The organism is Halobellus limi, assembly GCF_004799685.1.
Lineage (GTDB): Archaea > Halobacteriota > Halobacteria > Halobacteriales > Haloferacaceae > Haloquadratum > Haloquadratum limi.
The window spans coordinates 24,056-50,798 of sequence record NZ_CP031311.1 but is presented as its reverse complement, the minus strand read 5'-3'; the positions used below and the strand labels follow the sequence as shown (position 1 = coordinate 50,798).

General features: G+C 65.1%; 19 protein-coding genes, 2 tRNA genes and 3 rRNA genes. 14 read left to right on the top strand and 10 right to left on the bottom strand.

All coding sequences use genetic code 11. The features are described from left to right. Positions 1-81 precede the first annotated feature (81 nt). Positions 82-423, top strand: coding sequence for a 2Fe-2S iron-sulfur cluster-binding protein (locus tag DV707_RS00240; protein WP_103991165.1), 342 nt, complete (start codon positions 82-84; stop codon positions 421-423). Between the two features lie 169 nt (positions 424-592). Continuing rightward, positions 593-2,932, top strand: coding sequence for a DEAD/DEAH box helicase (locus tag DV707_RS00235; RefSeq protein WP_103991166.1), 2,340 nt, complete (start codon positions 593-595; stop codon positions 2,930-2,932). 180 nt (positions 2,933-3,112) lie between these two features. Here the strand turns inward: DV707_RS00235 and DV707_RS00230 are convergent, their stop codons facing one another. Further along, the gene (locus DV707_RS00230; RefSeq protein WP_103991167.1) at positions 3,113-3,766 is read right to left on the bottom strand and encodes an HAD family hydrolase; all 654 of its coding nucleotides are present in this window, start codon (positions 3,764-3,766) and stop codon (positions 3,113-3,115) included. A 75-nt stretch (positions 3,767-3,841) separates the two neighbouring features. On the opposite strand from DV707_RS00230, the gene DV707_RS00225 reads away from it, so the two are divergent. The 3 genes from DV707_RS00225 to DV707_RS00215 all read left to right on the top strand — a co-directional run bounded on the left by DV707_RS00225 (position 3,842) and on the right by DV707_RS00215 (position 7,669). After that, positions 3,842-4,582: an endonuclease NucS domain-containing protein gene (locus tag DV707_RS00225; protein WP_103991168.1), complete on the top strand. Its 741-nt coding sequence runs from the start codon at positions 3,842-3,844 to the stop codon at positions 4,580-4,582. Positions 4,583-4,856: 274 nt separating this feature from the next. Further along, entirely contained in the window at positions 4,857-5,969 is a 1,113-nt protein-coding gene (gene endA / locus DV707_RS00220) for a tRNA-intron lyase (RefSeq protein ID WP_103991169.1), read from the top strand. Beyond that, on the top strand, positions 5,966-7,669 hold the full coding sequence (locus DV707_RS00215; RefSeq protein ID WP_103991170.1) for a tryptophan--tRNA ligase: 1,704 nt from the start codon (positions 5,966-5,968) through the stop codon (positions 7,667-7,669). Before endA ends, DV707_RS00215 begins: the two co-directional genes overlap by 4 nt. Before the next feature lie 21 nt (positions 7,670-7,690). Here DV707_RS00215 and DV707_RS00210 read toward each other — a convergent pair whose 3' ends face one another. Beyond that, complete coding sequence (locus DV707_RS00210; protein ID WP_103991171.1) at positions 7,691-7,978, bottom strand: amphi-Trp domain-containing protein; 288 nt, start codon at positions 7,976-7,978, stop codon at positions 7,691-7,693. 455 nt (positions 7,979-8,433) lie between these two features. Between DV707_RS00210 and pheS the strand changes: the two genes are divergently transcribed. Beyond that, complete coding sequence (pheS, locus tag DV707_RS00205; protein ID WP_103991172.1) at positions 8,434-10,047, top strand: phenylalanine--tRNA ligase subunit alpha; 1,614 nt, start codon at positions 8,434-8,436, stop codon at positions 10,045-10,047. Further along, positions 10,047-11,801, top strand: coding sequence for a phenylalanine--tRNA ligase subunit beta (gene pheT / locus DV707_RS00200; RefSeq protein ID WP_103991173.1), 1,755 nt, complete (start codon positions 10,047-10,049; stop codon positions 11,799-11,801). Before pheS ends, pheT begins: the two co-directional genes overlap by 1 nt. Positions 11,802-11,807: 6 nt before the next feature. On the opposite strand, the gene DV707_RS00195 is transcribed toward pheT, so the two are convergent. After that, the gene (locus tag DV707_RS00195; protein WP_103991174.1) at positions 11,808-12,224 is read right to left on the bottom strand and encodes a type II toxin-antitoxin system VapC family toxin; all 417 of its coding nucleotides are present in this window, start codon (positions 12,222-12,224) and stop codon (positions 11,808-11,810) included. Next, on the bottom strand, positions 12,221-12,490 hold the full coding sequence (locus DV707_RS00190; RefSeq protein WP_103991175.1) for an AbrB/MazE/SpoVT family DNA-binding domain-containing protein: 270 nt from the start codon (positions 12,488-12,490) through the stop codon (positions 12,221-12,223). Before DV707_RS00190 ends, DV707_RS00195 begins: the two co-directional genes overlap by 4 nt. Positions 12,491-12,652: 162 nt before the next feature. Between DV707_RS00190 and DV707_RS00185 the strand changes: the two genes are divergently transcribed. Continuing rightward, complete coding sequence (locus DV707_RS00185; RefSeq protein WP_103991176.1) at positions 12,653-15,307, top strand: valine--tRNA ligase; 2,655 nt, start codon at positions 12,653-12,655, stop codon at positions 15,305-15,307. 69 nt (positions 15,308-15,376) lie between these two features. Here the strand turns inward: DV707_RS00185 and DV707_RS00180 are convergent, their stop codons facing one another. Next, complete coding sequence (locus DV707_RS00180) at positions 15,377-16,435, bottom strand: quinone-dependent dihydroorotate dehydrogenase (RefSeq protein WP_103991295.1); 1,059 nt, start codon at positions 16,433-16,435, stop codon at positions 15,377-15,379. A gap of 78 nt (positions 16,436-16,513) precedes the next feature. Further along, on the bottom strand, positions 16,514-16,711 hold the full coding sequence (locus DV707_RS00175; protein WP_103991177.1) for a hypothetical protein: 198 nt from the start codon (positions 16,709-16,711) through the stop codon (positions 16,514-16,516). A 323-nt stretch (positions 16,712-17,034) separates the two neighbouring features. On the opposite strand from DV707_RS00175, the gene DV707_RS00170 reads away from it, so the two are divergent. Further along, on the top strand, positions 17,035-17,367 hold the full coding sequence (locus DV707_RS00170) for a non-histone chromosomal MC1 family protein (RefSeq protein WP_103991179.1): 333 nt from the start codon (positions 17,035-17,037) through the stop codon (positions 17,365-17,367). Between the two features lie 250 nt (positions 17,368-17,617). On the opposite strand, the gene DV707_RS00165 is transcribed toward DV707_RS00170, so the two are convergent. After that, a complete protein-coding gene (locus DV707_RS00165) occupies positions 17,618-17,854 on the bottom strand; it encodes a hypothetical protein (protein ID WP_136361774.1) in 237 nt (78 codons plus the stop codon). Between the two features lie 523 nt (positions 17,855-18,377). Here DV707_RS00165 and DV707_RS00160 point away from each other — a divergent pair. The 5 genes from DV707_RS00160 to DV707_RS00140 all read left to right on the top strand — a co-directional run bounded on the left by DV707_RS00160 (position 18,378) and on the right by DV707_RS00140 (position 23,861). Continuing rightward, positions 18,378-19,849 (top strand): 16S ribosomal RNA (locus DV707_RS00160). Between the two features lie 109 nt (positions 19,850-19,958). Further along, a tRNA-Ala gene (locus DV707_RS00155) sits at positions 19,959-20,030 on the top strand. A gap of 327 nt (positions 20,031-20,357) precedes the next feature. Next, positions 20,358-23,274, top strand: a 23S ribosomal RNA gene (locus DV707_RS00150). Positions 23,275-23,523: 249 nt separating this feature from the next. Continuing rightward, a 5S ribosomal RNA gene (gene rrf / locus DV707_RS00145) occupies positions 23,524-23,645 on the top strand. The 16S, 23S and 5S rRNA genes sit together here with 2 tRNA genes alongside, the layout of an rRNA operon. A gap of 140 nt (positions 23,646-23,785) precedes the next feature. Beyond that, positions 23,786-23,861: transfer RNA gene (locus DV707_RS00140), tRNA-Cys, on the top strand. 501 nt (positions 23,862-24,362) lie between these two features. On the opposite strand, the gene DV707_RS00135 is transcribed toward DV707_RS00140, so the two are convergent. The 3 genes from DV707_RS00135 to DV707_RS00125 all read right to left on the bottom strand — a co-directional run bounded on the left by DV707_RS00135 (position 24,363) and on the right by DV707_RS00125 (position 26,649). Continuing rightward, positions 24,363-24,851: a hypothetical protein gene (locus DV707_RS00135; protein WP_103993018.1), complete on the bottom strand. Its 489-nt coding sequence runs from the start codon at positions 24,849-24,851 to the stop codon at positions 24,363-24,365. After that, entirely contained in the window at positions 24,844-25,509 is a 666-nt protein-coding gene (locus DV707_RS00130; protein WP_235010855.1) for a nucleotidyltransferase domain-containing protein, read from the bottom strand. Before DV707_RS00130 ends, DV707_RS00135 begins: the two co-directional genes overlap by 8 nt. Positions 25,510-25,587: 78 nt before the next feature. Then, positions 25,588-26,649, bottom strand: coding sequence for a two-component system sensor histidine kinase NtrB (locus DV707_RS00125; RefSeq protein WP_103993020.1), 1,062 nt, complete (start codon positions 26,647-26,649; stop codon positions 25,588-25,590). Positions 26,650-26,743: the final 94 nt, after the last annotated feature.

Below are 26,743 nucleotides of genomic sequence, written 5' to 3'. Positions count from 1 at the left end.
TGAGTCGAATTCCGGCAGTCCAAGCGTCGACGACCGCCCGGCGGCCAGTAGACTGAGAACCCGGGCGACCGACGCGGTCGTATGGGCGATCTCGTCCCGCTGACGGTCCTCGACGGCGACGACGAGACGGTCCTCGAAGTCGAACGCGGCGTGGTCCTCCGCGACGCGCTGGTCGATCGGGGGTTCCCCGTCTACGGGACCGTCTCGCGACACGCCAACTGCGGCGGCCGCGGCCTGTGTGCGACCTGCACCGTCGAGGTCGACCCCGCGCCGGAGCCGACACACTGGCACGACGCGGCCGCGCGCCGGTTCGGCTACCCGCGGCTCTCCTGTCAGGTCAGGGTCGAGGAGCCGACGACGGTCCGGTTGCTCGACAAGCGCGTCTGGGGGCAGCTCCTCCCGCGCCGGCGTTCCTCGGAATAGCGTCCGGCGAAGAAGGCGGTGGACCACGACGGGAGCGACGATGGAGAAACGACTTTGCCGCCGGAGGTCTCCCCTCCTGTATGACCCGTTTCGCTCCGGTCTCTCCGACTCCGATCCGCCCCGTTCCGACGGGCGTCGCTCTCTCGCCGCCCGATCGGGGGTGCGAGGCGTGAAAGTCACAGAGGTCGTCCCCGAGTTCGCCGACGCCTTCGGGTTCGAGGAGTTCAACCGGATGCAGCGCGAGGCCGCGCCGGCGATCCTCGAACGCGACGAGAACGTCGTCGCCGCCGCACCGACGGCGTCGGGCAAGACCGCGCTCGCGGAACTCGCGATCTGCCGGACGCTCGACCGCGGCGGCACGGCGCTCTTCATCGCCCCGCTGCGCGCGCTCACCAACGAGAAGGAATCGGAGTGGGAGCGCTTCGAGGACCTCGGCTACTCGGTCTACGTCGTCACCGGCGAGCGGGACCTGAACCCGCGACGCGCCGAGCGCGCGGACATCCTCGTGATGACGCCCGAGAAGACCGACTCGGCGACGCGGAAGCACGACTCCGCGCGCTACTCGTTCGTCGCCGACGTCGACTGCTGCGTCATCGACGAGGTCCACCTCCTCGATTCGGACACCCGCGGCGGCGTCCTCGAGGTGACCGTCTCGCGGCTCCGCCGCATCTGCGACCCGCGCGTCGTCGCGCTCTCGGCGACGATGCCCAACATCGAGGACGTCGCCGCGTGGCTGGACGCGGTTCCGGAGACGACCTTCGAGTTCGGCGAGGAGTACCGCCCGGTCGACCTCCACGCGGGCGTGGAGACGTACACGCACGGCGACAACGCCTTCGCCGACAAGTACCGCCGGCTCTACAGCGCGCTCGACCTCGCGGAGGAGCACATCCGCGAGGACGGCCAGGCGCTCGTGTTCGTCTCCTCGCGGCAGGACGCGGTGCGGGCCGCCGGCAAGTCGCGAGACGAGATCGCCAAGCGCGACGTCCCGATGGGCGCCCGCGGCGACTACGACTTCCACACCGACGCGAAGGAACTCGACGACGACGAACTCGCCAAGGCCGCGCCCGACGGCGTCGCGTTCCACCACGCCGGCCTCTCGAAGGACGACCGCGACCGCGTCGAGGAGTGGTTCAAGCAGGGGAAGATCCAGCTGCTCTTCTCGACGTCGACGCTCGCGTGGGGCGTGAACCTCCCGGCGCGCTGCGTCGTCATCCGCGACACGAAGTACCACGACCCCCTGGAGGGGGAAGTCGACATCTCGCCGCTGGACATCCTCCAGATGCTCGGACGCGCGGGCCGGCCCGGCTACGACGACGTCGGCTACGGGTGGGTCGTCTGCGACCGCGCGGACGCCGACAAGTACCGGAAGCTCCTGCGGGAGGGCAAGGAGATCGAGTCGCGGCTGGCCGAGGATCTGGACTCCCACCTCAACGCCGAGATCGCGATGGGCACGATCCGTGACCTCGACGACGTGATGTCGTGGCTGGAGACGACGTTCTACTACCAGCGCGCGAAGTCGAAGCCGGCGGCGTACGACTTCGAGAACCTCCGCGGGCGCGTGCGGGAGACGCTCGAATCGCTCGTCGCGCGCGGCTTCGTCGAGATGGGCGAGGACCTCTCGGTTCGGGGCACCGCGCTCGGTCGCCTCGCCTCGAAGTACTACCTCCGACTGGAGACCGCAGAGCGCTTCCACGACCTCTGTGAGCGAGAGCAGATCTCCGCAGACGGTATCTTAGAGGCCGTCGCCGGTGCCGAGGAGTTTCACTCGGTCTCCGCGCGGCAGTCCGAGACCGACGCCGTCGACGCGGTCCTCTCGGACGTGTCGACGACGCTGGAGGACGGCCCGCGGAAGGTGCTCGCGATCCTCCACGCCGGGATGGCCAACAGCACGCCCGCGGACCTGCGCTCGGACGCCTGGATCATCCGGCAGAACGCCCTGCGACTCCTCTCGGCGCTCCGTGAGTTCCTCGGAGAGTTCGCCGGACCGCGGGCGGCGAACCTCGCCCGCCGGGTGGAGGCCCGCGTCGAGCACGGCGTCCCGCGCGAGGCGGTCGGCCTCACCGCCGTCGACGGCATCGGCCCGAACCGGGCGCGGTCGCTCGCGACGGGCGGACTCCACAGCCCCGCCGACGTCGTCGACGCCGGGGCCGACGAACTCGAACGCGCCGGGCTCTCGACGGGCGTCGCCGAGCGGATCGCGAAGAACGCCGAGAACTTCCCCGCCATCGAGGTGTCGTGGGGTTCGTTCCCCGACGACATCGCGCCCGGCGAGAACGAGATGTGCGAGGTCACCGTTCGCAACGCGGGCGGTGGCGCCGCCGTGGGAGTCCGCGTGACCGTCAACGACGTCGAGATGACGACGAAGGAGGCGTACCTCTCCGATTCGCTCTCGGTCCCGGTGGGCGTCTTCGGCGCGAACGCCGAAGAACTGGAGTTCGTCGTCGAGGTGACGTTCCCGGGCGAGCCGTTGCATCCCGTTCGCGCGACCAGAACGGTCGACGTGGAGTAGGCCGTCGCCGGTCGGGGTGCGGAGGTGTCGCGGTCGGGGTGCGGAGGTGTCGCGGTCGGGGTGCGGAGGTGTCGCGGTCGGGGTGCGGAGGTGTCGCGGTCGGGGTGCGGAGGTGTCGCGGTCCTGGGGTAGAAGGCGCTGCGGTCGAGGTGCAAGACACGTCGCCGGTCGATTCGGTACTTAGCTCTCGAACAGGACCTCCCGCAACTCGTCGAAACTGCCGGCGACGACGTCGGCGCGGGAGAGGTCCAGATCGGCGTTGTGCGTCGATCGGAAGGCGATCGTGAACGCGCCCGCACGCACGGCGGACTCGATGCCGTTGATCGAGTCCTCGACGACGACGCACTCGGCCGGGTCGAAGCCGAGTTCCGACGCCGCGTGCTCGTAGACGTGCGGTTCCGGCTTTCCGGGCTCGTCAATCTCCTCGGCGCTCAACACCAGATCGAGCGGGTCGAGGCCGAAGCGTTCGCGGACGATGTCGATCCAGGACCGGCGCGCCGAGGAGACGATGCCGAGAGCCGGCTCGTCGGCCCGGATCCCGTCGAACAGTTCCGGAACCCCGTCGGTCAACGCGACCTGCTCGCCGTACAGCGACTCCGCGCGCTCCTCGTACTTCGACGTGAACTCGTCTCTGCTCACGGCGGTCCCGTACTCCGCGTCGAGGTAGTCGTAGATCTCGTAGTACGGCATCCCGGTGACCTCCTCGTGTGCGGGCGACCCGCTCTCGATCGCCGCCGCGAACACCCACTCGTCCTCGAAGCGGTGCCAGTAGGTCTCCGAATCCACCAACACGCCGTCCATGTCGAACAACACCGTGCCGTCGGGTACGTCCATACAGGGGGTCGAACGCCCTCCCGCAAATGCCTTCGTGAGAGTGTTTATCACCGAAGACGGGGCCAGGCCCCCCGTATGTCAGAGACGATCCGCGTCTTCGCCGGCGACTGCACGACGACCTTCGAGGGCGCCCGCGCCCGAACCCAGCGCGGACGCGTCGCGGTCGTGGTCAAACCCGATCGGACCACCCTCGTCCACGACGCCGACGGCTACCAGCCCGTGGCGTGGCTGACCCGTCCCGACTCCCTCACGGTCGAGACCGACGAGGGGGGCTTCGGCCTCGTCGCCAGGGCCGGCGAGCAGGTCCTCAGGGTGGTTTCCCACGAGAGCTCCGGCTGGGTCGAGTATCCCGTCACGGAGGCCGGCGTCCCGGTCGGCTCACACCCCGATACGGGCGAACCGCTCGTCCGCGCGGGGGGCGACGTCCGCGGGCTCGACTCCGACGTCCGGTATTCGCTTCCCGCGGGTGCGACCGTCCTCGACGAAACCTGCGAGTCCTGCGGCCTCCCGAAGATCCGCGCGGAGGCGGGCGACGCCTTCGAGATCTGTCTCGACCGCTCGTGTGAGTCGCTCGACGACGCCGTCCGCGAACGGTTCGACGGCGAGTGGACCTGTCCGGACTGTGGATCGCCGCTGCGAATCATCCGCCGCGGCGGCCGCCTGCTCGCCGGTTGCGACGCCTACCCCGACTGCGAGACGGCCTTCGCGATCCCCGCCGGCGTCGTCGTCGACGACTGCGCCTGCGGACTGCCGGTCTTCGAGACCGCGCGCGGACGGCGGTGTCTGGACGCGACCTGTGAACGGTTCGAGGGGTAGCTGCGGAAACCGCCTATTCGACCACCCGCACAACTCTCTGGCGCGTGCTGCCGCGCGCTCCGTCGCGCGGTCACGCCGCGCGAGGGGCGACGAGCGAACGCCGTGAGCGAGGAGTCGGCTGGGGAGGGCGAGGAGCGGTGCTGTCGGGTGGGATCGCAAGGGGCTTGCAGAGGCATCGCTATCGACCGCTCTCCGATACCAGGCACGCCACGACAGCACCCACCGTATCCCGATAATCGCAGCCCCTATGTCGCCGCCGGCCGCCAGAGGAAGTATGGACGGGACACTGGCCGACGGCGTGGTCCGCGTCGGCGGCGACGCCAGACAGCGGTTCTACGACGCCCGGGGCTACGGCCGCCCGCTCGACCGCAACCGCATCGAACTGGCCCCCGTCGAGGCCGCCCACCTCCTCTCGCGCGGCGACCTCGACGCCGTCGTCGACGAGTCGGCTGCTCCCGACGGCGACGCGCCCCGCCTGGGCTTCCGCGAGTTCCTCGTGACAACGGGGGCGACTCTCCGGTTCGCGGTCTACAAGGACCTCCGCGACCGCGGGTTCTATCTCTCGCCAGCGCGCGAGGACTGGCCCGGCGTCGACGACGCGGTCGCGGGAGACACCGGAATCGACTTCGTCGTCTACCCACGCGGCAAGGGCCCTTGGGACGACGAGGTCGCCTACCGGATCCGCGTCGCGGGCGAGCGCGAGCGGATCTCGGCGGCGTCGCTCGGTGACGTCGTCCTCGCGATCGTCGACGAGGACGGTGACCTGACCTACTTCGAGACCGACGGCGATCCGGCGATCGGTGAGGAGGGAAGCGGCGAGGATGGACGCGAACCAGGAACCCTCCCGTCGAGGGTCGAGGCCGATCTGCCGAGTTCGGTCGAGGCCGACCTGCTCGACGACCGCGTGGTCTGCTATGAGGCCGCCGAGGAGCTCTACGAGGACCACTTCTACGGCCAGCGGCTGTTCGGTCGCAACGCCGAGTCGGGGCCGCTTCAGCTCTCGCTCGTCGAGGGCGCGTACCTCGCCCAGCGCGGCGTCGTCGACGTCGATCCCGACGCCGTCGTGGCGCTCGGCCGCGACGTCGAGGGCGAGCGGTTCGACAGACGCCTCCGGACCTACGCGGCGCTCAGGGACCGCGGCGTCGTTCCGAAGAGCGGCTTCAAGTTCGGTTCGGACTTCCGCGTCTACGAGGAGTTCACCGACGTCGACTCGCTGAGTCACTCGACGGACCTCGTGCGCGTGGGCGCGCCGAATCACGCGTTCTATCCGCGGGACCTCTCGCTCGACGTCCGCCTCGCCGGCGGGGTCCGGAAGCGAATGGTTTTTGCGCTCACCGCGGCGAACGGCGAGATAGACTGGCTCTCGGTAGCCCGCGTTACCCCATGACACGAGACCACGACGCCCGCGAGACGGAGGACGGCGACGCAACCGACGCTGCGCGCGCCGACGCAGCGACAGCGCCGGAGACCGTCCGAGCGCGGACGGACGGCGGCGCCGAGAGCGATTCGGCCGCCGGTGCGGACGACGTCGCGCTCGACCCGTGGGGGTCCTCGACCGTCTCCGACTACCGAAAGCTCTTCGAGGAGTTCGGCATCGGCGAGTTCGACGACGTCCTCCCCGAGGTCCCGAACCCCCACTACCTGATGCGCCGCGGCGTCATCTTCGGCCACCGCGACTACTCTCCCGTCGCCGAGGCCCTTCGGAACGACGACCCGGCGGCGGTCCTCTCGGGCTTCATGCCCACCGGCGACCCCCACATCGGCCACAAACTCGTCTTCGACGAGATCATCTGGCACCAGGAGCAGGGCGCCGACGCCTACGGCCTGATCGCCGACCTTGAGGCGCACTCCGCGCGCGGGATGACCTGGGAAGAGATCGACGAGCACGCCCGCGATTACCTCCTGAGCCTGCTCGCGCTCGGCTTCGACCCCGAGGAGGGCGAACTCTACCGGCAGTCCGACAACCGCGAACTCCAGGACCTCGCCTTCGAACTCGGCTCGAAGGCGAACTTCTCGGAGTTCCAGGGCATCTACGGCTTCGACGGCGAGACCAACGTCTCGCACATGCAGTCGGTGGTCACGCAGATGGCCGACATCCTCTATCCGCAGTTGGAGGAGCCGAAGCCGACGGTCATCCCCGTCGGCCCGGACCAGGACCCCCACGTCCGGTTCGCCCGCGACCTCGCGGCGCGGATGCGATTCTTCGGGGTGACCGAGGCGTACGCGAGCTTCGAACTCGACGACGCCGAACGGGCGCTCGTCGCGGCCGTCTACGAGGAACGCGAGGCGTACGCCGAGGAGCCCGAACGCCCCCGGTGTGAGGAGGCGGGCGCGTGGCTCGCCGAACGGGCCGATCCCGACGACGAAGCCGGCGGCGACGACGCCCTCGACGCACTCGGCGTCGTCGTCGACGACGCGGTCCGAGACTCCGCGATCGAGAAACTCGAGAACGCCGGGATGGAGCCGCTCCGTCCCCGCGTTCGTTTCCTCGATCTCAACGCCACCGACGACGCTTTCGAGGCGCTCGTCGAGACGATCGACGGTGAGAAGCGGCGCTACGACGCGCACGTCGACGCCTTCGACCTCGACGCGAGCGAGGCCGAGGAACTCGCGCGGGAGGTCGAACTCGATCACGGCGGCTACGGGTTCGTCCCGCCGTCGTCGATCTACCACCGCTTTATGACCGGCCTGACGGGCGGGAAGATGTCCTCGTCGATCCCGGCCTCGCACATCTCGCTGCTCGACGACCCCGAGGAGGGCTACGACAAGGTGAAGGCGGCGACCACCGGCGGCCGCGACACCGCCGAGGAACAGCGAGAACTGGGCGGCGAAGCCGACGAGTGTCCGGTCTACGAACTGTACGCCTACCTGCTCGCGGGCGACGACGACGAGTTCGCGAAGGAGGTCTACGACGAGTGCGTCGGCGGCGAGCGCCTCTGCGGCGGCTGCAAGGAGCAGGCCGCCGAGCTGATGCGCGAGTTCCTCGAAGAGCACCAGGAGAAGCGCGCGGAGGTCGAGGACCTCCTCGACGACCTCGACATCACGCTCGAGTCGCCGCGGCGGGGCGTCGCGCCCGGCGACGACTGAGCCACGTTTCGCGTCCGTTCGCTACTCGATCGACAGGCCGCTGTCGGCGGCGTCGCCGCCTTCTCCGCCCTCGTCCCACTCCAGTTCGAACTCGACGCTCAGCTCTCCCGATCCTCCCGTCGGCCCCTCGCGCTCGGCTTTCACCTCGAACGTCGGCCGCGCCGGGGGCTCCATCGTCACCGACTCGCCGCCGGCGCTGAGGGTGATGGCTTCCCCGGATTCGAGTTTGTCGGCGACCGATCGCAGGTACGCCGCGATCTCTTCTCGGCTCTGAGGACTCTCGGATTTGAACAGGACCTCTTCGGGCATACGCCCCTCTACGACGGCTCGGTTGATAAATGCGCGCCGGACCGACCGACACGGACTCCGCCGTGGCTGTCCTGTGGGAGCACACTGCACGCATTCGCAACTGTTTTGTTCGCCAGGAAGCCTCTCCCATATATGCGCTCTGGACCCGAATCCACCGCGCGCGGCGTCGATCCGCGACCGACCGACGGCGACGGGTCCGAGTTCTTTTCCCGGAGCGAGTGAGGGCGGCGGAGCCGTCGACCGGACGTGCCGTTCTCCGACGGCGCGTCGCGGTCGGCGGGGAAACCGCTCGACTCGGTTCGGCCGGATCGCGGACGCGTCGCCGGCCTTCGGACGCCCGGTCGGCCCCGTTTCCGGGCACGCGACCGTCCACCGTCTTCGGAACTGCTAACTGGCGGCCGTTCGGTAGACGCGACAACGACCGACGCTGCAGCGAGATCCACGACACGAGATAAATGAAACTTCCAGAACCACAGGTCGCGGTGCTGAACGCCGCGAGCGCGACGGAGGAACAGCCGATCGATCGACTCGCCCAGGCGGCGGGCCTGAAGCCGGAGACGGCGACGCAGGCCGTCTTCGAACTCCGTGACGACGGGCTGCTCGACGTCGCGGAGACCGCGTCGACCGAGTACGAACTGACTGAGGAGGGCCGCGCGTACGTCGACGCCGGCCTCCCCGAGGTGCGACTCTACCGCGCCGCGGTCGACGCCGGGGCCGACGAGGAGCCGGTGCAGATGGGTCAGGTGATCGGCGCCGCCGACCTCGACGGTCCGGAGGTCGACATCGCGCTGGCGAACTTCGGGCGGAAGGGATACGGGAACATCGACAGCGGCGAACTCTCCGCCGACGGCGACGCCGACGCCGGATCCGACCCCGAGGCGGTCGCGCTCGTCGCTCTCGCGAACGCCGCAGACGGCGCGGGTGCAGGTGACGCCGACGGATCGGATGCAGCCGATACCGACGGCTCCGATGCAGGCGACGCCGGCAGTGCGGGCGTCGGATCCGACGAGGACCCGCTCGCCGACGTCGACGACGATGTCCTCGATCAACTCGTCTCCCGGAACCTCCTCGACCGTCACGAGCGGACCGTCCGGACGGTCACGCTCACCGACGCGGGCGTCACGGCGCTGATGGAGGGCGTCGAGGCCGCGGAGACGGTCGACCGTTTGACTCCCGAGATGCTCACCTCGGGCGAGTGGCGAGACGTCGAGTTCACGGAGTACAACGTCGAGGCCGACGCCCCCGAGGTCCGCGGCGGCAAGACGCACGTCCTCCGTCAGACCGCCGAGCGCGTGAAGGACGTCCTCGTCGGGATGGGCTTCCAGGAGATGGACGGCCCCCACGCCGACGCGGACTTCTGGATCAACGACTGCCTGTTCATGCCGCAGGACCACCCGGCGCGGACCCACTGGGACCGCTTCGCGCTCGACGTCCCGCCGATCGAGGACCTCCCCGAGGACCTCGTCGACAACGTCGAGCGCGCCCACCGCGAGGGCGTCGGCGAGGACGGCGACGGGTATCATTCTCCCTGGTCGGAGGACTTCGCGCGCGCCATCGCGCTGCGCGGTCACACCACGTCGCTGTCGATGCGCTACCTCTCCGGTACCCAGATCGGCGACCTCGAACCCCCGCAGCGGTACTTCTCCGTCGAGAAGGTGTACCGAAACGACACCCTCGACGCGACCCACCTCCTGGAGTTCTTCCAGATCGAGGGGTGGGTGATGGCCGAGGACCTCTCCGTCAGGGACCTGATGGGCACGTTCGTCGAGTTCTACGAACAGTTCGGAATTACGGACGTCCAGTTCAAGCCGCACTACAACCCCTACACCGAGCCCTCGTTCGAGCTGTTCGGCCGCCACCCCACGACGGGCGAACTGATCGAGATAGGAAATTCGGGAATGTTCCGCGACGAGGTGCTGGAACCGCTCGGCGTCGAGCACGACGTGATGGCGTGGGGGCTGGCGCTGGAACGGCTCGCGATGCTCACCACGGGCGCCGAGGACATCCGCGACCTGCACGGCACGTTAGCCGATCTCGACTTCCTCCGCGGCGCGGAGGCGACCTACTGATGCCTGTCGTCGACATCGATCCCGACGAGCTTCGGGAACTGACCGGCCACGAGGAGAAGGGCGACGAGGAACTGAAATCGGACCTGTTCGGCCTCGGACTGGAGTTCGAGGGCGAGACCGAGGAGGGACTGCTGCAGTTCGAGTTCGGCCCCGACCGCCTGGATCGGCTCTCCGTCGAGGGCGTCGCCCGTTCCCTCCGCTATCACTACGGCGACGACCGCGGCGTCGACGTGCCGAGCACGAACGACCCCGACTTCACGTACGTCGTCGACGGCGACGTGCCCGACGAGCGGCCGTACGTCACGGGCGCGATCGTCCGCGGCGTCGACCTCGACGAGTCCGCGCTGGACTCGCTGATCCAGTTGCAGGAGAAACTCCACGCGACGATGGGCCGCAAGCGCGCGAAGGGCGCGATCGGAATCCACGACCTCGTCGCGATCAAGGGCGATGCCCTCACCGAGGAGGGGGACGGCAACTCGATCACCTACACGGGGATCGACCCCGAGGGCGACACGTTCGTCCCGCTGGACAGCGACCGCGAGATGACGCCCGCCGAGGTGCTCGAAGAACACCCGACGGGCGAGACGTACGCCGACATCGTCTCCGAGTACGACCGCTACCCGGCGATCTACGACGAACTCGGCCTGTTCTCGTTCCCGCCGGTCATCAACGGCCGCCGGACCGAGGTGTCGACGGAGTCCCGCGAACTGCTCGTCGAACTCACCGGGACGGACCAGTGGACGATCGACCGGATGTGCAACATCATCTGCTACGCGCTCTCCGCGCGCGGGGCGACGATCGAGGAGGTCGAAGTCGAGTACGGCGAGTCGTCGCCGGAGGGCGAGCGGACGCTCGTGCGGCCCGACTTCGAGGTCGAGACGAAGTCGGTCTCCCACGACCGCATCGAGACGATGCTCGGCGTCGACCTCGACGTCGAAGAGGTCGTCGACCTCTTCGAGCGCTCCGGTCTCGGCGCGGCCGTCGAGGACGACGGAGCGGAGACGGAAGCCAGCGGAACCGCCTACGAGGTGTCGATCCCGCCGTACCGGACCGACGTGCTTCACCCCCTGGACCTCGTCGACGACGTGGGGCGCGCGTACGGCTTCGACGAACTCGAACCGCGCTACCCCGACGTGGGGACTGTCGGCGGCCGCCACGAGCGCTCCAGACTGGAGGCCGCGACCCGAAACGTCCTGACCGGCCTCGGCTTCGAGGACCTGCTGAACTTCCACATGACGAGCGAGGAAGAGGCCTACGACCGGATGAACGTCGACGCCGGCGGCGACCACCTCGGCGGCGGCGACCCGGTCCGGATCACCGAACCCTACAGCGAGGACTACACGATCCTGCGACCGTGGGCGCTGCCCTCGCTCGTGATGGTCTTGGAGAACAACACCCACCGCGCGTACCCGCAGGACCTCGCGGAGGTCGGCCTCGTGGCCGAGCGCGACGACGACGTCAACACCCGCGTGCGGGAGCGCCGGCACGTCGCGGGCGTGCTCGCGCGCAACGACGCTACCTACGAGGACGCGAAAGCGCGTCTGCAGGCGGTCTGCCGCGACTTCGACGTGGCGTTGGAGACGCCGCCGACGACGCACCCCTCGTTCATCGACGGGCGCGTCGCCTCCGTCGTGATCGACGGTGAGACCGTCGGGATCGTCGGCGAACTGCATCCGGAAGTCCTGGTCGAGCACGACCTCGAACTCCCGGTCGCGGCCTTCGAGTTCGACCTCGAAGCGCTCGGCGGGGAGTAGCGGTCGCTACAGTACGACCGTCTCGATCTCGTCGAGATCGGCGAAGCCGGGATCGCCCGAGTAGAGCGCGTCACAGTCGTCGTGAACGACCGCCGTGGCGAGGTGGACCGCGTCGGCGTAGGACAGCTCGCGCTCTCCCGGTTCGTAGTACTCGTATCGGAGTTCGGCGGCGTATTCCGCGATCTCGTCGATCAGGGGGACGCTGTCGATGTATTCGTAGTCGTGAACGGCACGGACCGCCTCTTGGGCCGCCTCAGCGTCTTCGACGACGCGGAGTCGGTAAGAGATCTCCGCGAGCACCGTCGGCGTGATGAGTCCCCCCTCCTCCGGGGTATTCGCTCGCTGGATGAGCGCCCCGGCCTCGTCGTCCTTCTCGCCGCTGAAGAGGTATTCCAGCCACACCCACGAGTCGAGAAAGATCACACCGCGTCCCCGTCGTAGTGCGACTCCCACTCGGCCTTCGACTCGCGGCGCATCCTCTCGACGTCGACGTCGCGCTCCGCCAACCGCTCTTTGACCGCGCGGAGCCGGTCCATCGCGGGCTCCTTCTGCCGGACGCGTATCGTCCCGTCCTCTTCGAGGACGAACTCGACCTCCGTCCCCGCGTCGAGTCCGAGCTTCTCGCGGATCCGTTTCGGAATCGTCACCTGCCCTTTGCTCGTGACTGTCGCGTCTTCTGACACGGCCATTCCCTTACTGCTATTCAACTCTCCTTACTATTAAAAACCCCTCTTACACCAACGCCGATCCACAGAGACCGTTTGCTGTCGTCGCTGAGGCGGCCGCGACGTACCCTTCAGACGACCAATCGAGTGACTTAACACGCCGCCCGCCGGTATTTCCTCCCGAGAATGCCGAGCGGAGAATACGACCCCGAAACCGTCGAGCAGAAGTGGCAAGACAGGTGGGTCGACGACGAGACCTACGCGTACGAGGGCGGTGCGGAGAACCCCGACACCGCCTTCTCGATCGACTCGCCGCCGCCGACGGTATCCGGGAGCCTGCACTGGGGCCACGTCTACGGCTTCACGCTGCAGGACTTCGTCGCTCGGTTCAACCGGATGAGAGGCGAGGACGTCTACTTCCCGTTCGGCTACGACGACAACGGCATCGCCTCCGAGCGCCTCGCCGAGGAGGAACTCGACGTCCGCCACCAGGACTACGAGCGCCGGGAGTTCCAGCGGATGACCCAGGAGGTCTGTGCGGAGTACGAGGCGGAGTTCACCGAGAAGATGCAGAGCCTCGGCATCTCGATCGACTGGAACCAGACGTACCAGACGATCTCGCCCGAGGTCCGCCGGATCTCGCAGCTCTCGTTCATCGACCTGCACGAGCAGGGCCGCGAGTACCGCCAGCGCGCGCCGGCGATCTGGTGTCCCGAGTGTGAGACCGCGATCTCGCAGGTCGAGACCGAGGACGACGTGCAGCCGAGTCACTTCCACGACATCGCCTTCGAGGTTGTCGGGAGCGGCGACGGGGACGCCGAGAGCGACGCGGGCGACGAGAACGAGACGTTCACCATCTCGACGACCCGGCCGGAGCTCCTGCCCGCCTGCGTCGCGGTGTTCGTCCACCCGGACGACGACGAGAACCAGTACCTCGTCGGCCGGGAGGCGCGGGTTCCCCTCTTCGATCAGGAGGTCCCGATCATCGAGGACGAGCGGGTCGATATGGAGACCGGCTCGGGCGTCGTGATGTGCTGTACGTTCGGCGACCAGACCGACATCGAGTGGTACCAGGCGCACGACCTCGACCTCCGGATCGCCATCGACGAGTCGGGGACGCTGACCGACGTCGCCGGCGACTACGAGGGGCTCTCCTCCGACGAGGCCCGCGAGGCCATCGTCTCCGACCTCGACGACGACGGCGCGCTCTTAGATCGCCGTTCGATCACCCACACGGTGAACGTCCACGAGCGCTGCGGGACGAGCGTCGAGTTCCTCGTGAAGGACCAGTGGTACGTCGAACTGCTCGATAAGACCGACGAGTACCTCGAAGCGGGAAGAGAGATGGACTGGTACCCCGAGAAGATGTTCACCAGGTACAAAAACTGGATCGAGGGGCTCCAGTGGGACTGGGCCATCTCCCGGCAGCGCTCCTCGGGGATCCCGTTCCCGGTGTGGTACTGCGCCGACTGCGAGCACGTCGTCCTCGCGGAGAAGGAGTCCCTCCCGGTCGATCCGCTGAGCGACGACCCGCCGGTCGAGACCTGCCCCGAGTGCGGCCACGACGAGTTCGAGCCCGAGGACGACGTCCTCGACACCTGGGCGACCTCGTCGCTGACGCCGCTGATCAACGCCGGGTGGGACTGGGACGAAGAGGAAGGGGAGTACACCTTCGAGAAACCCGAACTCTACCAGTTCGACCTCCGCCCGCAGGGCCACGACATCATCTCCTTCTGGCTGTTCCACACGGTCGTGAAGTGCTACGAGCACACCGGCGAGGTGCCGTTCGACAGCGTGATGATCAACGGGATGGTGCTCGACGAGAACAGAGAGAAGATGTCGAAGTCGAAGGGGAACATCGTCGCGCCCGACGAGGTCGTCTCGAAGTACCCCGTCGACGCCGCGCGCTACTGGGCCGCGGGGTCGGCCGTCGGCGACGACCTGCCCTACTCGGAGAAGGGCCTCCGCGCGGGCGAGAAGCTCCTGCGGAAGCTCTGGAACGCCTCGAAACTCGTCGAGAGCCTGACCGACGAGGCCCCCGCCGAGTTCGACCACGACGACCTCACCGAACTCGACCGCTGGCTGCTCGCCTCCTTAGACCGGGAGATCGAGCGGGTCACAGAGCGCTTCGAGAGCCGGGAGTTCTCGAAGGCCCGCGACGGCCTCCGCGGCTTCTTCTGGCACACGTTCTGTGACGACTACCTCGAGATCGCGAAACAGCGCGTCCGCGAGGGCGAGGAGAGTGCCTCCGCGGCGTACACGCTCGACGTCGCCCACCGGCGCTTCCTCAAACTGTTCTCGCCGATCCTCGCGCACGCGACCGAGGAGCTGTGGCACGATATGTACGACGCTCCGGAGAGCGTCCACAACAGCGGCTGGCCCGAACCGCTCGGCGTCGACGCCGACTTCGAGGCCGGCGAGACGGCGATGGCCGTCGTCGGCGCGCTCCGGAAGTACAAGAGCGACCAGCAGCTCTCGATGAACGCCGAACTCGACCGCGTCGAGGTCTGGGGCGACGTCTCCGGATTCGAGACGGACATCTCCGGCGTGATGCACGTCGACGAGTTGGAAACGCTCGAGGAGCGCCCCGCGGTCGAGTCGGTCGTCACCGGCGTCGACCTCGATTACTCGCTGGTCGGCCCCGAGTTCGGCAGTCAGGTCTCGGAGATCGAAGCCGCGCTCGCGGACGGCGACTACGAGACCGCGGATGGCGCACTTCAGGTCGCCGGCGTCGAACTGGACCCGGAGATGTTCGAGATCGAAGAGGAGAGACAGTACCTCGGCGACGGCGAGATGGTCGAGGCCGGCGACGCGATCGTCATCGTCCACCGCGAGGACTGAGTCTCGTCCACGGCGCGGATGAGGTCTCGTTCGCACCGGACCTGATCTTCCGCGTCGTCCGCGACCGGACTACAGATCCGCGCCGACCGCGTCCTCGACGCTCTCGAAGCCGTCCCGGTCGAGCAGTTCGAGGAGTCCCTCGTTGATGTCGCGCGCGAGCGTCGGCCCCTCGTAGATCAGTCCGGTGTACAGTTGGACGAGGCTCGCCCCCGCGCGGATCTTCGCGTACGCGCCCGCGGCGTCGGAGACGCCGCCGACGCCGATCACGGGAACGTCGGTCCGCTCGGCGACGAAGCGGACCATCTCGGTCGCCTCGCTCTCGATCGGCTTGCCGGAGAGGCCGCCCTTCTCGGCTCGCTTGGGGCTCTTCAGCGCCGACGGCCGGTCGGTGGTCGTGTTGGTGGCGATGACGCCGTCCAGACCGAAGTCGTCGACGACGGCCAGCGCGTCCTCGATCGCCGGTTCGGGGAGGTCCGGCGAGAGCTTCACGAGCAGCGGTTCCGCGCCGGCGTCGACGAGTTCGCCGAGGATCGCCTCCAGGGAGTCGCGGTTCTGCAGTTCGCGCATCCCCTCGCTGTTGGGACAGGAGACGTTGACCGCGAGGTAGTCGGCGACGTCGGCGACCCGCTCGTAGGTGTAGCGGTAGTCCGCGGGCGCGTCGGCGGCGTCGGTCGCCTCCGAGAGCGCGACGTTGACGCCGACGGGGATCCCGGGGTCGGGGCTCGTCCGGAGCCGCTCGCCGACGGCGTCGGCGCCCTCGTTGTTGAGCCCCATCCGGTTGACGATGGCGCGGTCCTCGACGAGTCGGAACATCCGCGGGCGGGGGTTGCCGGGTTGCGCGTGCGCGGTGACGCCCCCGACCTCGACGTGGCCGAAGCCGAGCGCGCCGAGGACGGCGGGCAGTTCGGCGTTCTTGTCGAACCCGGCGGCGACGCCGACCGGATTCGCGAACGAGGTACCGAACGCGTCGACCGCGAGTCGCTCGTCGTCGACGGCGAGGCGGTCCCGAAGGACGTCCTCTACGGGCGTGTGCTGGATCGCTCGGAGGCCGTCGTGTACCGCTCCGTGCGCAGTCTCCGCGGGCAGCGAAAAGAGCGCGGGCCTGAGGGCGCGGTACGCAGCGCGGATCACTGTTTTCCCGCCCGTCGCGTTCGGTCCGTCGGAGGCGTCCGTCCCGGACGGTCGATACCTGGGTTCATCGGGCCTTCAGAGGTCGTGCTCGACGGAATCGGGATCCGCCTTCTGGATGATGATCTTTCCATCCCGGACCCGAACGAACACCTCGTCGCCGATCTCCATTCCGGCCACGGCGAGTTCGTCCTCGTGGAGGTTCACGTGGACGTTGTGGTACTCGCCGTCGTCGTCTTTCGCGCCACTCGGGCTGAGCTTCTTTTTCCGGACCATCGGAGCTGTCTAGGCCAAGATTCGCCACAGCACATACATAAGTGTTGTTTACGTGCCTTCTCGGTCGATCCCGGACCGAACCACCCGACTCCACCCGTCCCGCTCCAGCTCGCCCGTTTCGCCGCGTTCGACGGTTCCGGTCGGAGCGCCGATCGGGTCGAACGGCTCGGTGTCTCTCCCCGCCCGATCGCTCCGGCGCCGAAACGCGCTCCGTGTCACCCGTATGTCGCCGGGTTCGCCGGCGCCGACCCCGACGCCGCAGTCGATTTTGCCGATATATTTATGCCGAACTATGTGCATCCTTGACATAGAGGTTCACACCGATGGTACGAGAGGACGGTAAACGGAACTTCGTGATGCTCGAGAACGGGGAGAAGACCAAGCAGTTCACCGGCCGGATGCCGCGACAGGCCGCGCTCAAAGCGGCCCGCCGCCTCGAAGGCTACGACTCCTACGAGTCCGAGGACGAGGCGAAGGCGGACGCGACCGAGATCCGCCTGCTCGAACGCGGGACGGACCGGGTACACGTCTACGACGCGTGGGCGTGGCGGGATACGGCGCCCAACGACAAGCCGGGGTGGATGCAGCAGAACGAGGTCTCGACGGTCACGAGAGGAAACGTCTCGAAGCAGGGGATCGAGCACATCGAAAAGTAACTCTCGGCGCGCCCACGCGACGCCGGCCTGCGCTTCCCGTTAGGGCCTGGCTTCGCTCTCCCTGTTCTCTCGCGTCCGTCGGCAGCCGAACGCTCTCGGCCGTCAGCGTCGCCCACATTCGACACCGCTTTCCCGATCCCGTCTCGACTGTTCGGTGCGCGGTTACCACCCGACTCGACCGCACGCCGAACGCGTGGGATGACGTGTCGGCCTCCGACCGCGCGATACGCTTTCGCCGAAGTGACTCGTGTTACTCGCCGGGAAACCGCCGGTAGCTGCCGGCCTCTCGGTCGACCGCCGACTGTCCCCCTGTCGCGTTCGATCGGATCGTCGCCCCGATCGAGAGCAGCACGGTCGACCCGTAGTTATCTGACAATTGACTATTATTGCGCTCGTCCTCCCGAGGTGGGTCGCTGGCGTCCGTCCCCGCGAGCACGCGGCTCCAACTGGCGCTCTCGACTCGCCTCTCCGGGGCTACGCTTCTCACACTCTCGCGGTGTGAAATCGCATAACGAGGCGGGGACGGTTCGACGACCTTTTATGTCACCCCGGCATTCGTAGAGATACGCGGAAGCCCGGCCGGGACGGCCCGGACGGGACCTTCGACGACCTGGACTCCGAGCACGCCCTCGCCGTCTCGGCTCGAACGCGAGCCGGGAACGATACGATGGGCTTAAGTGTTCAAGTCCAGTTCGGATGAATGCGAAAGACACACCGCGACTGGGTGCGGTTCGATCCCGCGCCCGCTCGGACGAGTCGACTTCGGTCGACAAGCGAACCGGATCGGTGCCTTTATGGCTCCATCCGACGTACGCTTACGTCCGCAAGAGATGAGGATTCCACCCCTGCGGTCCGCCGTACAGATGGGATCTGATGTTAGCCTTGGTGGTTCGGTGACACCTGTCTGGTGTCAACCGAACCACTGAACGGACCACGCAATGACGATTGGTGATTCTCCCCTCTCCGAGGGGAAAATCCCGCCACACCCCTCCCCCTTACGGGGGAGACCCATTCCGGTTGATCCTGCCGGAGGCCATTGCTATCGGAGTCCGATTTAGCCATGCTAGTCGCACGAGTTCACACTCGTGGCAGATAGCTCAGTAACACGTGGCCAACCTACCCTACAGAGACGAATAACCTCGGGAAACTGAGGCTAACTCGTCATAGAACTCCCACGCTGGAACGCCGGGAGTCACAAACACTACGGTGCTGTAGGATGAGGCTGCGGCCGATTAGGTAGACGGTGGGGTAACGGCCCACCGTGCCCATAATCGGTACGGGTTGTGAGAGCAAGAGCCCGGAGACGGAATCTGAGACAAGATTCCGGGCCCTACGGGGCGCAGCAGGCGCGAAACCTTTACACTGCACGCCAGTGCGATAAGGGGACTCCGAGTGCGAGGGCATATCGTCCTCGCTTTTGTGTACCGTAGGGCGGTACACGAACAAGAGCTGGGCAAGACCGGTGCCAGCCGCCGCGGTAATACCGGCAGCTCAAGTGATGGCCAATCTTATTGGGCCTAAAGCGTCCGTAGCTGGCCCTGAAAGTCCGTCGGGAAATCCACACGCTCAACGTGTGGGCGTCCGGCGGAAACTTCAGGGCTTGGGACCGGAAGGCTCGAGAGGTACGTCCGGGGTAGGAGTGAAATCCCGTAATCCCGAACGGACCACCGATGGCGAAAGCATCTCGAGAAGACGGATCCGACAGTGAGGGACGAAAGCTAGGGTCTCGAACCGGATTAGATACCCGGGTAGTCCTAGCCGTAAACGATGTTCGCTAGGTGTGGCACAGGCTACGCGCCTGTGCTGTGCCGTAGGGAAGCCGAGAAGCGAACCGCCTGGGAAGTACGTCTGCAAGGATGAAACTTAAAGGAATTGGCGGGGGAGCACTACAACCGGAGGAGCCTGCGGTTTAATTGGACTCAACGCCGGACATCTCACCAGCTCCGACTACAGTAATGACGGTCAGGTTGATGACCTCATCACGAGCTGTAGAGAGGAGGTGCATGGCCGCCGTCAGCTCGTACCGTGAGGCGTCCTGTTAAGTCAGGCAACGAGCGAGACCCGCACTCCTAATTGCCAGCAGCAGTTTCGACTGGCTGGGTACATTAAGAGGACTGCCAGTGCCAAACTGGAGGAAGGAACGGGCAACGGTAGGTCAGTATGCCCCGAATGAGCTGGGCTACACGCGGGCTACAATGGTCAAGACAATGGGTTGCAACCTCGAAAGAGGGCGCTAATCTCCGAAACTTGATCGTAGTTCGGATTGCGGGCTGAAACTCGCCCGCATGAAGCTGGATTCGGTAGTAATCGCACTTCACAAGAGTGCGGTGAATACGTCCCTGCTCCTTGCACACACCGCCCGTCAAAGCACCCGAGTGAGGTCCGGATGAGGCCATTTCACAATGGTCGAATCTGGGCTTCGCAAGGGGGCTTAAGTCGTAACAAGGTAGCCGTAGGGGAATCTGCGGCTGGATCACCTCCTACAGACCGGGACTAGGCCGCCGCGCCTAGCCCACTTTCACTCATCGCGTGATCCCGTTCACGATTCAACAGACGCCAGACAGGCACCTAAGAACCACCAAGGCTAACACGGGCCCGTAGCTCAGCGGTAGAGCACCTCCTTTGCAAGGAGGACGCCCTGGGTTCAAATCCCAGCGGGTCCATCACCCACTCCACTCGAACACAGAACGAGTCCCTTAAGTGGGACAGTCTACTCGACTGGAGTGGACACGAACTGATGCACTATCCCGTGAAAACGCGGATAGGAAGGGTTCGACGGACGCTCCGGCAGCCACCGGACGTTCAATGACGACCATTGTACGCGCGCAATCCAGACGCCCACTGAACCCGTCCACCGAGGACGGACACATTGTGGACGTCTCAGATCACCAACTCAACTGCAATTCAACTTGCAACCAACAGCAAACAGTCGTCTGTAGTTGTCCCGCACTACGCGTGACACCTACAGGCGAGTCGTAACCACACGACACTCAAACTGGCTACTGTACTGGCTGGTGAATGGCTCGGCTCGAGAGCCGACGACGGACGTGCCAAGCTGCGAAAAGCCCGAGGGAGTCGCACGGAGACTAAGAACTCGGGATCTCCGAATGGGAATCCCCACCGCAATTGCTTCGCGCAATGGGGAACGCTCCGAATTGAAACATCTCAGTAGGAGCAGGAACAGAAAGCAAACGCGATGTCGTTACTAACCGCGAGTGAACGCGACACAGTCCAAACCGAATCCCTCACGGGAAATGTGGTGTTCGGACTGGTCACAACGAAACACAACTTCACGAGAAATCTCCTGGAACGGAGTACGACACAGGGTGACAGTCCCGTATCGTGAACGCGTGTTTCCGGACCAACTCCAGAGTAGCGGGGATTGGATATTCCTCGTGACTACCGCAGGCATCAACTGCGAAGACTAAATCACTCCTCGAGACCGATAGCGAACAAGTAGCGTGAGCGAACGCTGAAAAGCACCCCGAACAGGGCGGTGCAATAGGGCCTGAACTCAGTCAGTGATAGAACGACGAGGCATACAAGGTCCTCGAATAAACGACCGTGGGGCGACCCACCAGTAGGACTTCGAGGAAGCCGGTGTCGCGTCGTGCGTTTTGAAAAACGACCCAGGGAGTGCATTATCGAGGCAAGCCTAACCGGATCATCCGGGCAGGCACAGGGAAACCGATATGGCCGCAGTCCTTCCGGACCAGGGCCGCCGTGTTCAAGCGCGGGGAGTCCCGATGATGCGACCCGAAACCGAGTGATCTACGCGCGAGCAAGGTGAAGCGTGGCGAAAGCTGCGTGGAGGCCTGAAGGGATGGTGTCCTACAATACCCTCCTCTGACTCGTGCGTAGGGGTGAAAGGCCCATCGAACTCGGCAACAGCTGGTTCCAGCCGAAACATGTCGAAGCATGACCTCGACCGAGGTAGTCTGCGAGGTAGAGCGACCGATTGGAAGTCCCGCCTCCGAGAGGAGTCGGCCTTCCTGTCAAACTCCGAACTTGCAGACGCCACAGACGTCGGGAATCCGGTATGCGGGGTAAGCCTGTGTACCGTGAGGGAGACAACCCAGAGCCGGGTTAAGGTCCCCAAGTGTAGATTAAGTGCGATCGAAGGTGGTCTCGAGCCCTAAACAGCCGGGAGGTGAGCTTAGAAGCAGCTACCCTCTAAGAAAAGCGTAACAGCTTACCGGCCGAGGTTCGAGGCGCCCAAAATGATCGGGGCTCAAATCTACCACCGAGACCTGGCAGCGTCCTTCACCGGACGACCTAGTAGGCTTGGCGTACTGTACGGGCGGAAGCACGGGCGAGAGCTCGCGTGGACCGTATAGTAACGAAAATCCTGGTCACAGTAGCAGCGAGAGTCGGGTGAGACCCCCGACGGCCAAACGAGCAAGGGTTCCTCGGCACTGCTAATCAGCCGAGGGTTAGTCGGTCCTAAGTCCCGCCGTAATTCGACCGGGACAACCAGGGAAACTGGTTAATATTCCAGTACCACCGTGCATATTGTCGACGCTTTGGGAAACAGCGAGCGGGGCCTTCGCCCCGTCGAATCGTGGAACATCGTGGAAACCGTAACGGTACGAAGCGATCGAATCACGAGACAGCGCAAGTCGCTGGTACCGAGAGCCCGTGAAAAGACGCACGGCGACCGTACCGAGATCCGACACAGGTGCTCAGGCAGCGAAAGCCACGGCCCGTCGGGAGCAACCGGCGTTAGGGAATTCGGCAAGTTAGTCCCGTACCTTCGGAAGAAGGGATACCTGCTTTTGACCGAGCAGGTCGCAGTGACTCGGACGCTCCGACTGTCTAGTAACAACATAGGTGACCGCAAATCCGCAAGGACTCGTACGGTCACTGAATCCTGCCCAGTGCGGGTATCTGAACACCTCGTACAAGAGGACGAAGGACCCGTCAACGGCGGGGGTAACTATGACCCTCTTAAGGTAGCGTAGTACCTTGCCGCTTCAGTAGCGGCTTGCATGAATGGATCAACGAGAGCGTCACTGTCCCAACGCTGGGCCCGGTGAACTGTACGTTCCAGTGCGGAGTCTGGAGACCCCCAAGGGGAAGCGAAGACCCTATAGAGCTTTACTGCAGGCTGTCGCTGAGACGTGGTCGCTGATGTGCAGCATAGGTAGGAGTCGTTACAGAGGTACCCGCGCTAGCGGGCCACCCAGACACAAGTGAAATACTACCCGTTAGTGACTGCGACTCTCACTCCTGGCGGAGGACACCGGTAGCCGGGCAGTTTGACTGGGGCGGTACGCGCTCGAAAAGATATCGAGCGCGCCCAAAGATTTCCTCACCCGGGTCGGAAACCCGGAGAAGAGCGCAAGAGCACACGGAAGTCTGACAGTGATCTTCCCAACGAGGATCGCTGACGCGAAAGCGTGGTCTAGCGAACCAACGAGGCTCCTGGATGGGGCCCGTTGATGACAGAAAAGCTACCTTAGGGATAACAGAGTCGTCACTCGCAAGAGCACATATCGACCGAGTGGCTTGCTACCTCGATGTCGGTTCCCTCCATCCTGCCTGTGCAGAAGCAGGCAAGGGTGAGGTTGTTCGCCTATTAAAGGAGGTCGTGAGCTGGGTTTAGACCGTCGTGAGACAGGTCGGCTGCTATCTATTGGGGGTGTTTTGGTACTTGAGAGGAACGGTCGTATAGTACGAGAGGAACTACGACTGGGTGCCGCTGGTGTATCGGTTGTCCGAGAGGGCAGATGCCGAGCAGCCACGCACCACGGGGTAAGAGCTGAACGCATCTAAGCTCGAAACCCACCTCAAAAAGAAGTACCACCGAGGACACTCGTAGAAGACGAGTTAGATAGACTCGGGGTGTACGCACCGAGGCAACGAGGTGTTAAGCCCGCGAGCACTAACAGTCCAAAGCCACACTCATACCACGAGAATACAGTGTCGTAGTAGTGTTCTGCATAGAACACACGGTTACGAAACTGTTGGACGTGGGTGGTGGTCCGAGACTATCACACTGAAGTCCACTCCGTGGACGGGTTCAGGCGGAAGCTGGATTGCGCGCGATACAATGGTTACCGTACGCTACGCGATGGCTGATGACCGACGACGGTCACTGTCTTCGGTTCACGGAAGACCGAAGAGAGCACGTGGTTCGAGTCCACGAGTCGGCGTTAAGGCGGCCAGAGCGGCAGGGCGACACCCGTACCCATCCCGAACACGGAAGTTAAGCCTGCCAGCGTGTCAGCAAGTACTGGAGTGAGCGATCCTCTGGGAACACTGGCTCGCCGCCTCCCACTCATATTCAGATACTCGAGCGCCCACGAGACAGCGCGTCTCGTGGGCGCTCTGCATTTCGAACGGGGATCGATAGCCCGCTTCGTCTTTCACACCGTACCGCTAGGCTTAAACGCTGAAACGCAATAGTGTGAGATGCGCCAAGGTGGCAGAGTTCGGCCTAACGCAGCGGCCTGCAGAGCCGCCCATCGCCGGTTCAAATCCGGCCCTTGGCTTACCGGTTTTCTCACAGTTCAACGGTTGATCGAATCCCTTCTCCGATACGAGGAGGATGACCACAGAAGACGATCTCTGCCCGAATTCGAGGAATCTCGGCCGATCATCAGGGGCCGATCCCGACCATTTTCGACCGGCCAATAGGAGATGAGTCCAATTCCCTCGAAACTAGAATACAGCCATTTCGTCACGGCGAAGGAGGTCTACCGATAGAGCGGGGTTATTCACCGGCCCGTTCATATGTCGCTCATTGGAGCCCGCCAGTTCCCGGCTACCGGCTGATCAACTCGTCCCGATGGCCCGGCAAGGTCCGCTCTGAGTTCTCAACCGTTATATTCGCATTCCCAAATTCAAATTCCGATATCCTGGCCGAGGGTGCTTTCAGTTCTACGGACAGACTGGATTTACTCCTGCCGAGAAACCTTCCTCACCGCCAACCTCTTTTTCCAATCAACTCTCTCGGCCTCTGACCGATCGCTATCCATTCGAGTATCTACCGATCAATCTCGACAGAGACACTCGTGTGACACCCGAGTCACATCGACGAGGTGCCGGTGGATGTCGTCGGCCAGCCGGTACATTGCCTCGGCCTGTTCCTTCGTTGCGATACCAAGCCTGTAATCGGTCTTCGTTCGATTCCGGGTCCACAACTCGGCGAGGTCGTCCCCGAACGCGTCGTCGTAGAGGCCGACCTCGGCACCACGTTGGTACAACCGCCGGTGGCTGCTGATGACCTCCTCGGAGGACATCGCTCCGTCGTGGATCAACCGGAACTGGATAGTGCGCTCGATGGCGACGAAGGCCGATTCGATCACAACTGTGTAGTACCCCTGTTCGAGGAGGTTCGATCCGACCTCCAATAGCCGGCACGCACGGCGAAGCTGGACCAACTCTGCATCGTCGACGTCCAATCCTTCCTCGATCGTTCCGGGGCTGCCCTCGAAGGTCCGCTCGGCCTTCACCAATCGGTCCCGGATATCGTCATTCATCGGTGTACACCTCGGTCCGGAGCCCGGAGAGCCGGTCGGAGCCGACCAACGTGATCCCATCGTCGAACTGGGGGCGGAGCCGGTCACCAATTCGTTGGACGCTATCCGTCGATTCGACGATCGGCTGGAACGTGTATCGGTCCCCTTCGAACCGTTGGTCTTCGAGATCACTGACGACTGACTGGACAGTCCGACGAGCTGCCGTTTTGTTTCCGTCGACGATCACCAATAGGTCGATGTCACTGGTCCGATCCGCCTCCCCCCGAGCGACGCTTCCGAACAGGACGACCCCGACTAACTCATCCAACTCGTCTTGAAGTCGTTGAAGAAACGCCTGGACTGGTTGGTGAAACTCGACCTGTGGGATCGAGAGAACCGGGTCCGGTTTCGTGAGCCGTTCGCGGTTGATCCGGACCTGCCGGGCCCGTCCCTCCTGTGCAGTCTCGACGGCATCAAGTTCGGAAAGTAGTCTGACCGCCTTCGAGATCGTTCCTTTGTTCGCTCCCGTGAGGGTTGCGAGCTCGCTCATCGAATACGTCGCGTACGGTTGGTCGATGAGAACGTCGAGGACGTCCTGCATCGCCTGGTATCGGAATACCCGGTCCTCCGGAAACGGATACTGCAACGCTATCGAGATCGATTCTTTCCTATTAGGCATACGATTCCTATTAGGAAACATCCAGAAAAGCCTGCCGGTGACCGATTCAAACGACGCGTTGGACCGCAACAGCCAATTTCACCCCTCGAAAGCGACGTCTCGGATCTCGAATCTGGCGCCGCTGCCGTCGCTTTCGGCCGCTCCGATCGTCCAGCCGTGGGCTTCGGCGAGTTGCCTGACGATCGAGAGCCCGTAGCCGGTTCCGGACTCCCGAGTCGAGTACCCGCGTTCGAAGATCGCTTCCCGTTCGGCTTCGGGGATCCCGTCGCCGTCGTCTGCGACGTAGAACCCCTCGCCCTCCGGCAGTCGGCCGGCGTTCACAGTGAGTGAGTGGGACCCGACTCCTTCCGGATCGGCGGTTCCGTGTTCGACGGCGTTCCGAAAGAGGTTCTCGAACAGTTCTGCGAGTCGGCTCCCGTCGGCGACGACCACGCCGAGCCCCGGTTCGACTTCGAGGGTCGCCCGACCGGTTTCGACGTTCCCCCACGCCGCTCTGAGGCTCGTTTCGAGGTCGACCGGCCCGGTCTCGCCGATGAACCGTCCCTCCCTGGAGAGCGCCAGCACGTCGTCGACGAGGCGATCGATCCGATCGAGCGCCTCCTCGACCTGGGCCAGCTCCGGGCTCTGTTCGCGTTCTCTGGCGAGTTCAGTGTACCCCCGCGCCACCGAAAGGGGGTTTCGGATGTCGTGAGCGAGGATGTCGGCGAACTCGTCGAGCCGTTCCTTCTGGTCACGGAGTTCGTCCTCGCGCCGCCGACGCTCCGTGACGTCTCTGATGATCCCCGTGAAGTACCGGTCGCCGTCGTGCGTGTGTTCGCGGAGGCTGATGAGCGTCGGGACCTCGTGACCGTCCTTGTGCAGCGCGGGCAGTTCGATGCCCTCCCAATCGATGCTCCGCTCGCCGGTCCGGACGTAGGTGTCGAGCGCTGCGGCGTGGACCGGCCGGAGGCGCTCGGGGATGATCTTCATCTTCGAGCTGCCGACCAGCTCTTCGGGCGCGTATCCGAGGATGTCCTCGACTGCGGGGTTCGCGTAGACGATCGTGCTCTCGGCGTCGATCGTGAGCATTCCCTCCGCGGCGCTCTCGACGAGCGTCCGGTAGAACTCCTCGGAGCCCGCCGGGAGCGAATGCGAGTTCATAGCCGCATCGTACCCACTAGGGGCTCGGAAAATAAACCGTTGGGGGAACGAACGCCGGTACGGGTGGCGATCCGAGGTGCAGACCGGAGACGAC

Coding starts and splice junctions, on each gene's coding strand:
- DV707_RS00240 (WP_103991165.1), top strand. CDS start 82: ATGGGCGATCTCGTCCCGCTGACGGTCCTCGACGGCGACGACGAGACG.
- DV707_RS00230 (WP_103991167.1), bottom strand. CDS start 3,766: ATGGACGTACCCGACGGCACGGTGTTGTTCGACATGGACGGCGTGTTG.
- DV707_RS00225 (WP_103991168.1), top strand. CDS start 3,842: ATGTCAGAGACGATCCGCGTCTTCGCCGGCGACTGCACGACGACCTTC.
- endA (WP_103991169.1), top strand. CDS start 4,857: ATGGACGGGACACTGGCCGACGGCGTGGTCCGCGTCGGCGGCGACGCC.
- DV707_RS00215 (WP_103991170.1), top strand. CDS start 5,966: ATGACACGAGACCACGACGCCCGCGAGACGGAGGACGGCGACGCAACC.
- DV707_RS00210 (WP_103991171.1), bottom strand. CDS start 7,978: ATGCCCGAAGAGGTCCTGTTCAAATCCGAGAGTCCTCAGAGCCGAGAA.
- pheS (WP_103991172.1), top strand. CDS start 8,434: ATGAAACTTCCAGAACCACAGGTCGCGGTGCTGAACGCCGCGAGCGCG.
- pheT (WP_103991173.1), top strand. CDS start 10,047: ATGCCTGTCGTCGACATCGATCCCGACGAGCTTCGGGAACTGACCGGC.
- DV707_RS00190 (WP_103991175.1), bottom strand. CDS start 12,490: ATGGCCGTGTCAGAAGACGCGACAGTCACGAGCAAAGGGCAGGTGACG.
- DV707_RS00185 (WP_103991176.1), top strand. CDS start 12,653: ATGCCGAGCGGAGAATACGACCCCGAAACCGTCGAGCAGAAGTGGCAA.
- DV707_RS00175 (WP_103991177.1), bottom strand. CDS start 16,711: ATGGTCCGGAAAAAGAAGCTCAGCCCGAGTGGCGCGAAAGACGACGAC.
- DV707_RS00170 (WP_103991179.1), top strand. CDS start 17,035: ATGGTACGAGAGGACGGTAAACGGAACTTCGTGATGCTCGAGAACGGG.
- DV707_RS00135 (WP_103993018.1), bottom strand. CDS start 24,851: ATGAATGACGATATCCGGGACCGATTGGTGAAGGCCGAGCGGACCTTC.
- DV707_RS00130 (WP_235010855.1), bottom strand. CDS start 25,509: ATGCCTAATAGGAAAGAATCGATCTCGATAGCGTTGCAGTATCCGTTT.
- DV707_RS00125 (WP_103993020.1), bottom strand. CDS start 26,649: ATGAACTCGCATTCGCTCCCGGCGGGCTCCGAGGAGTTCTACCGGACG.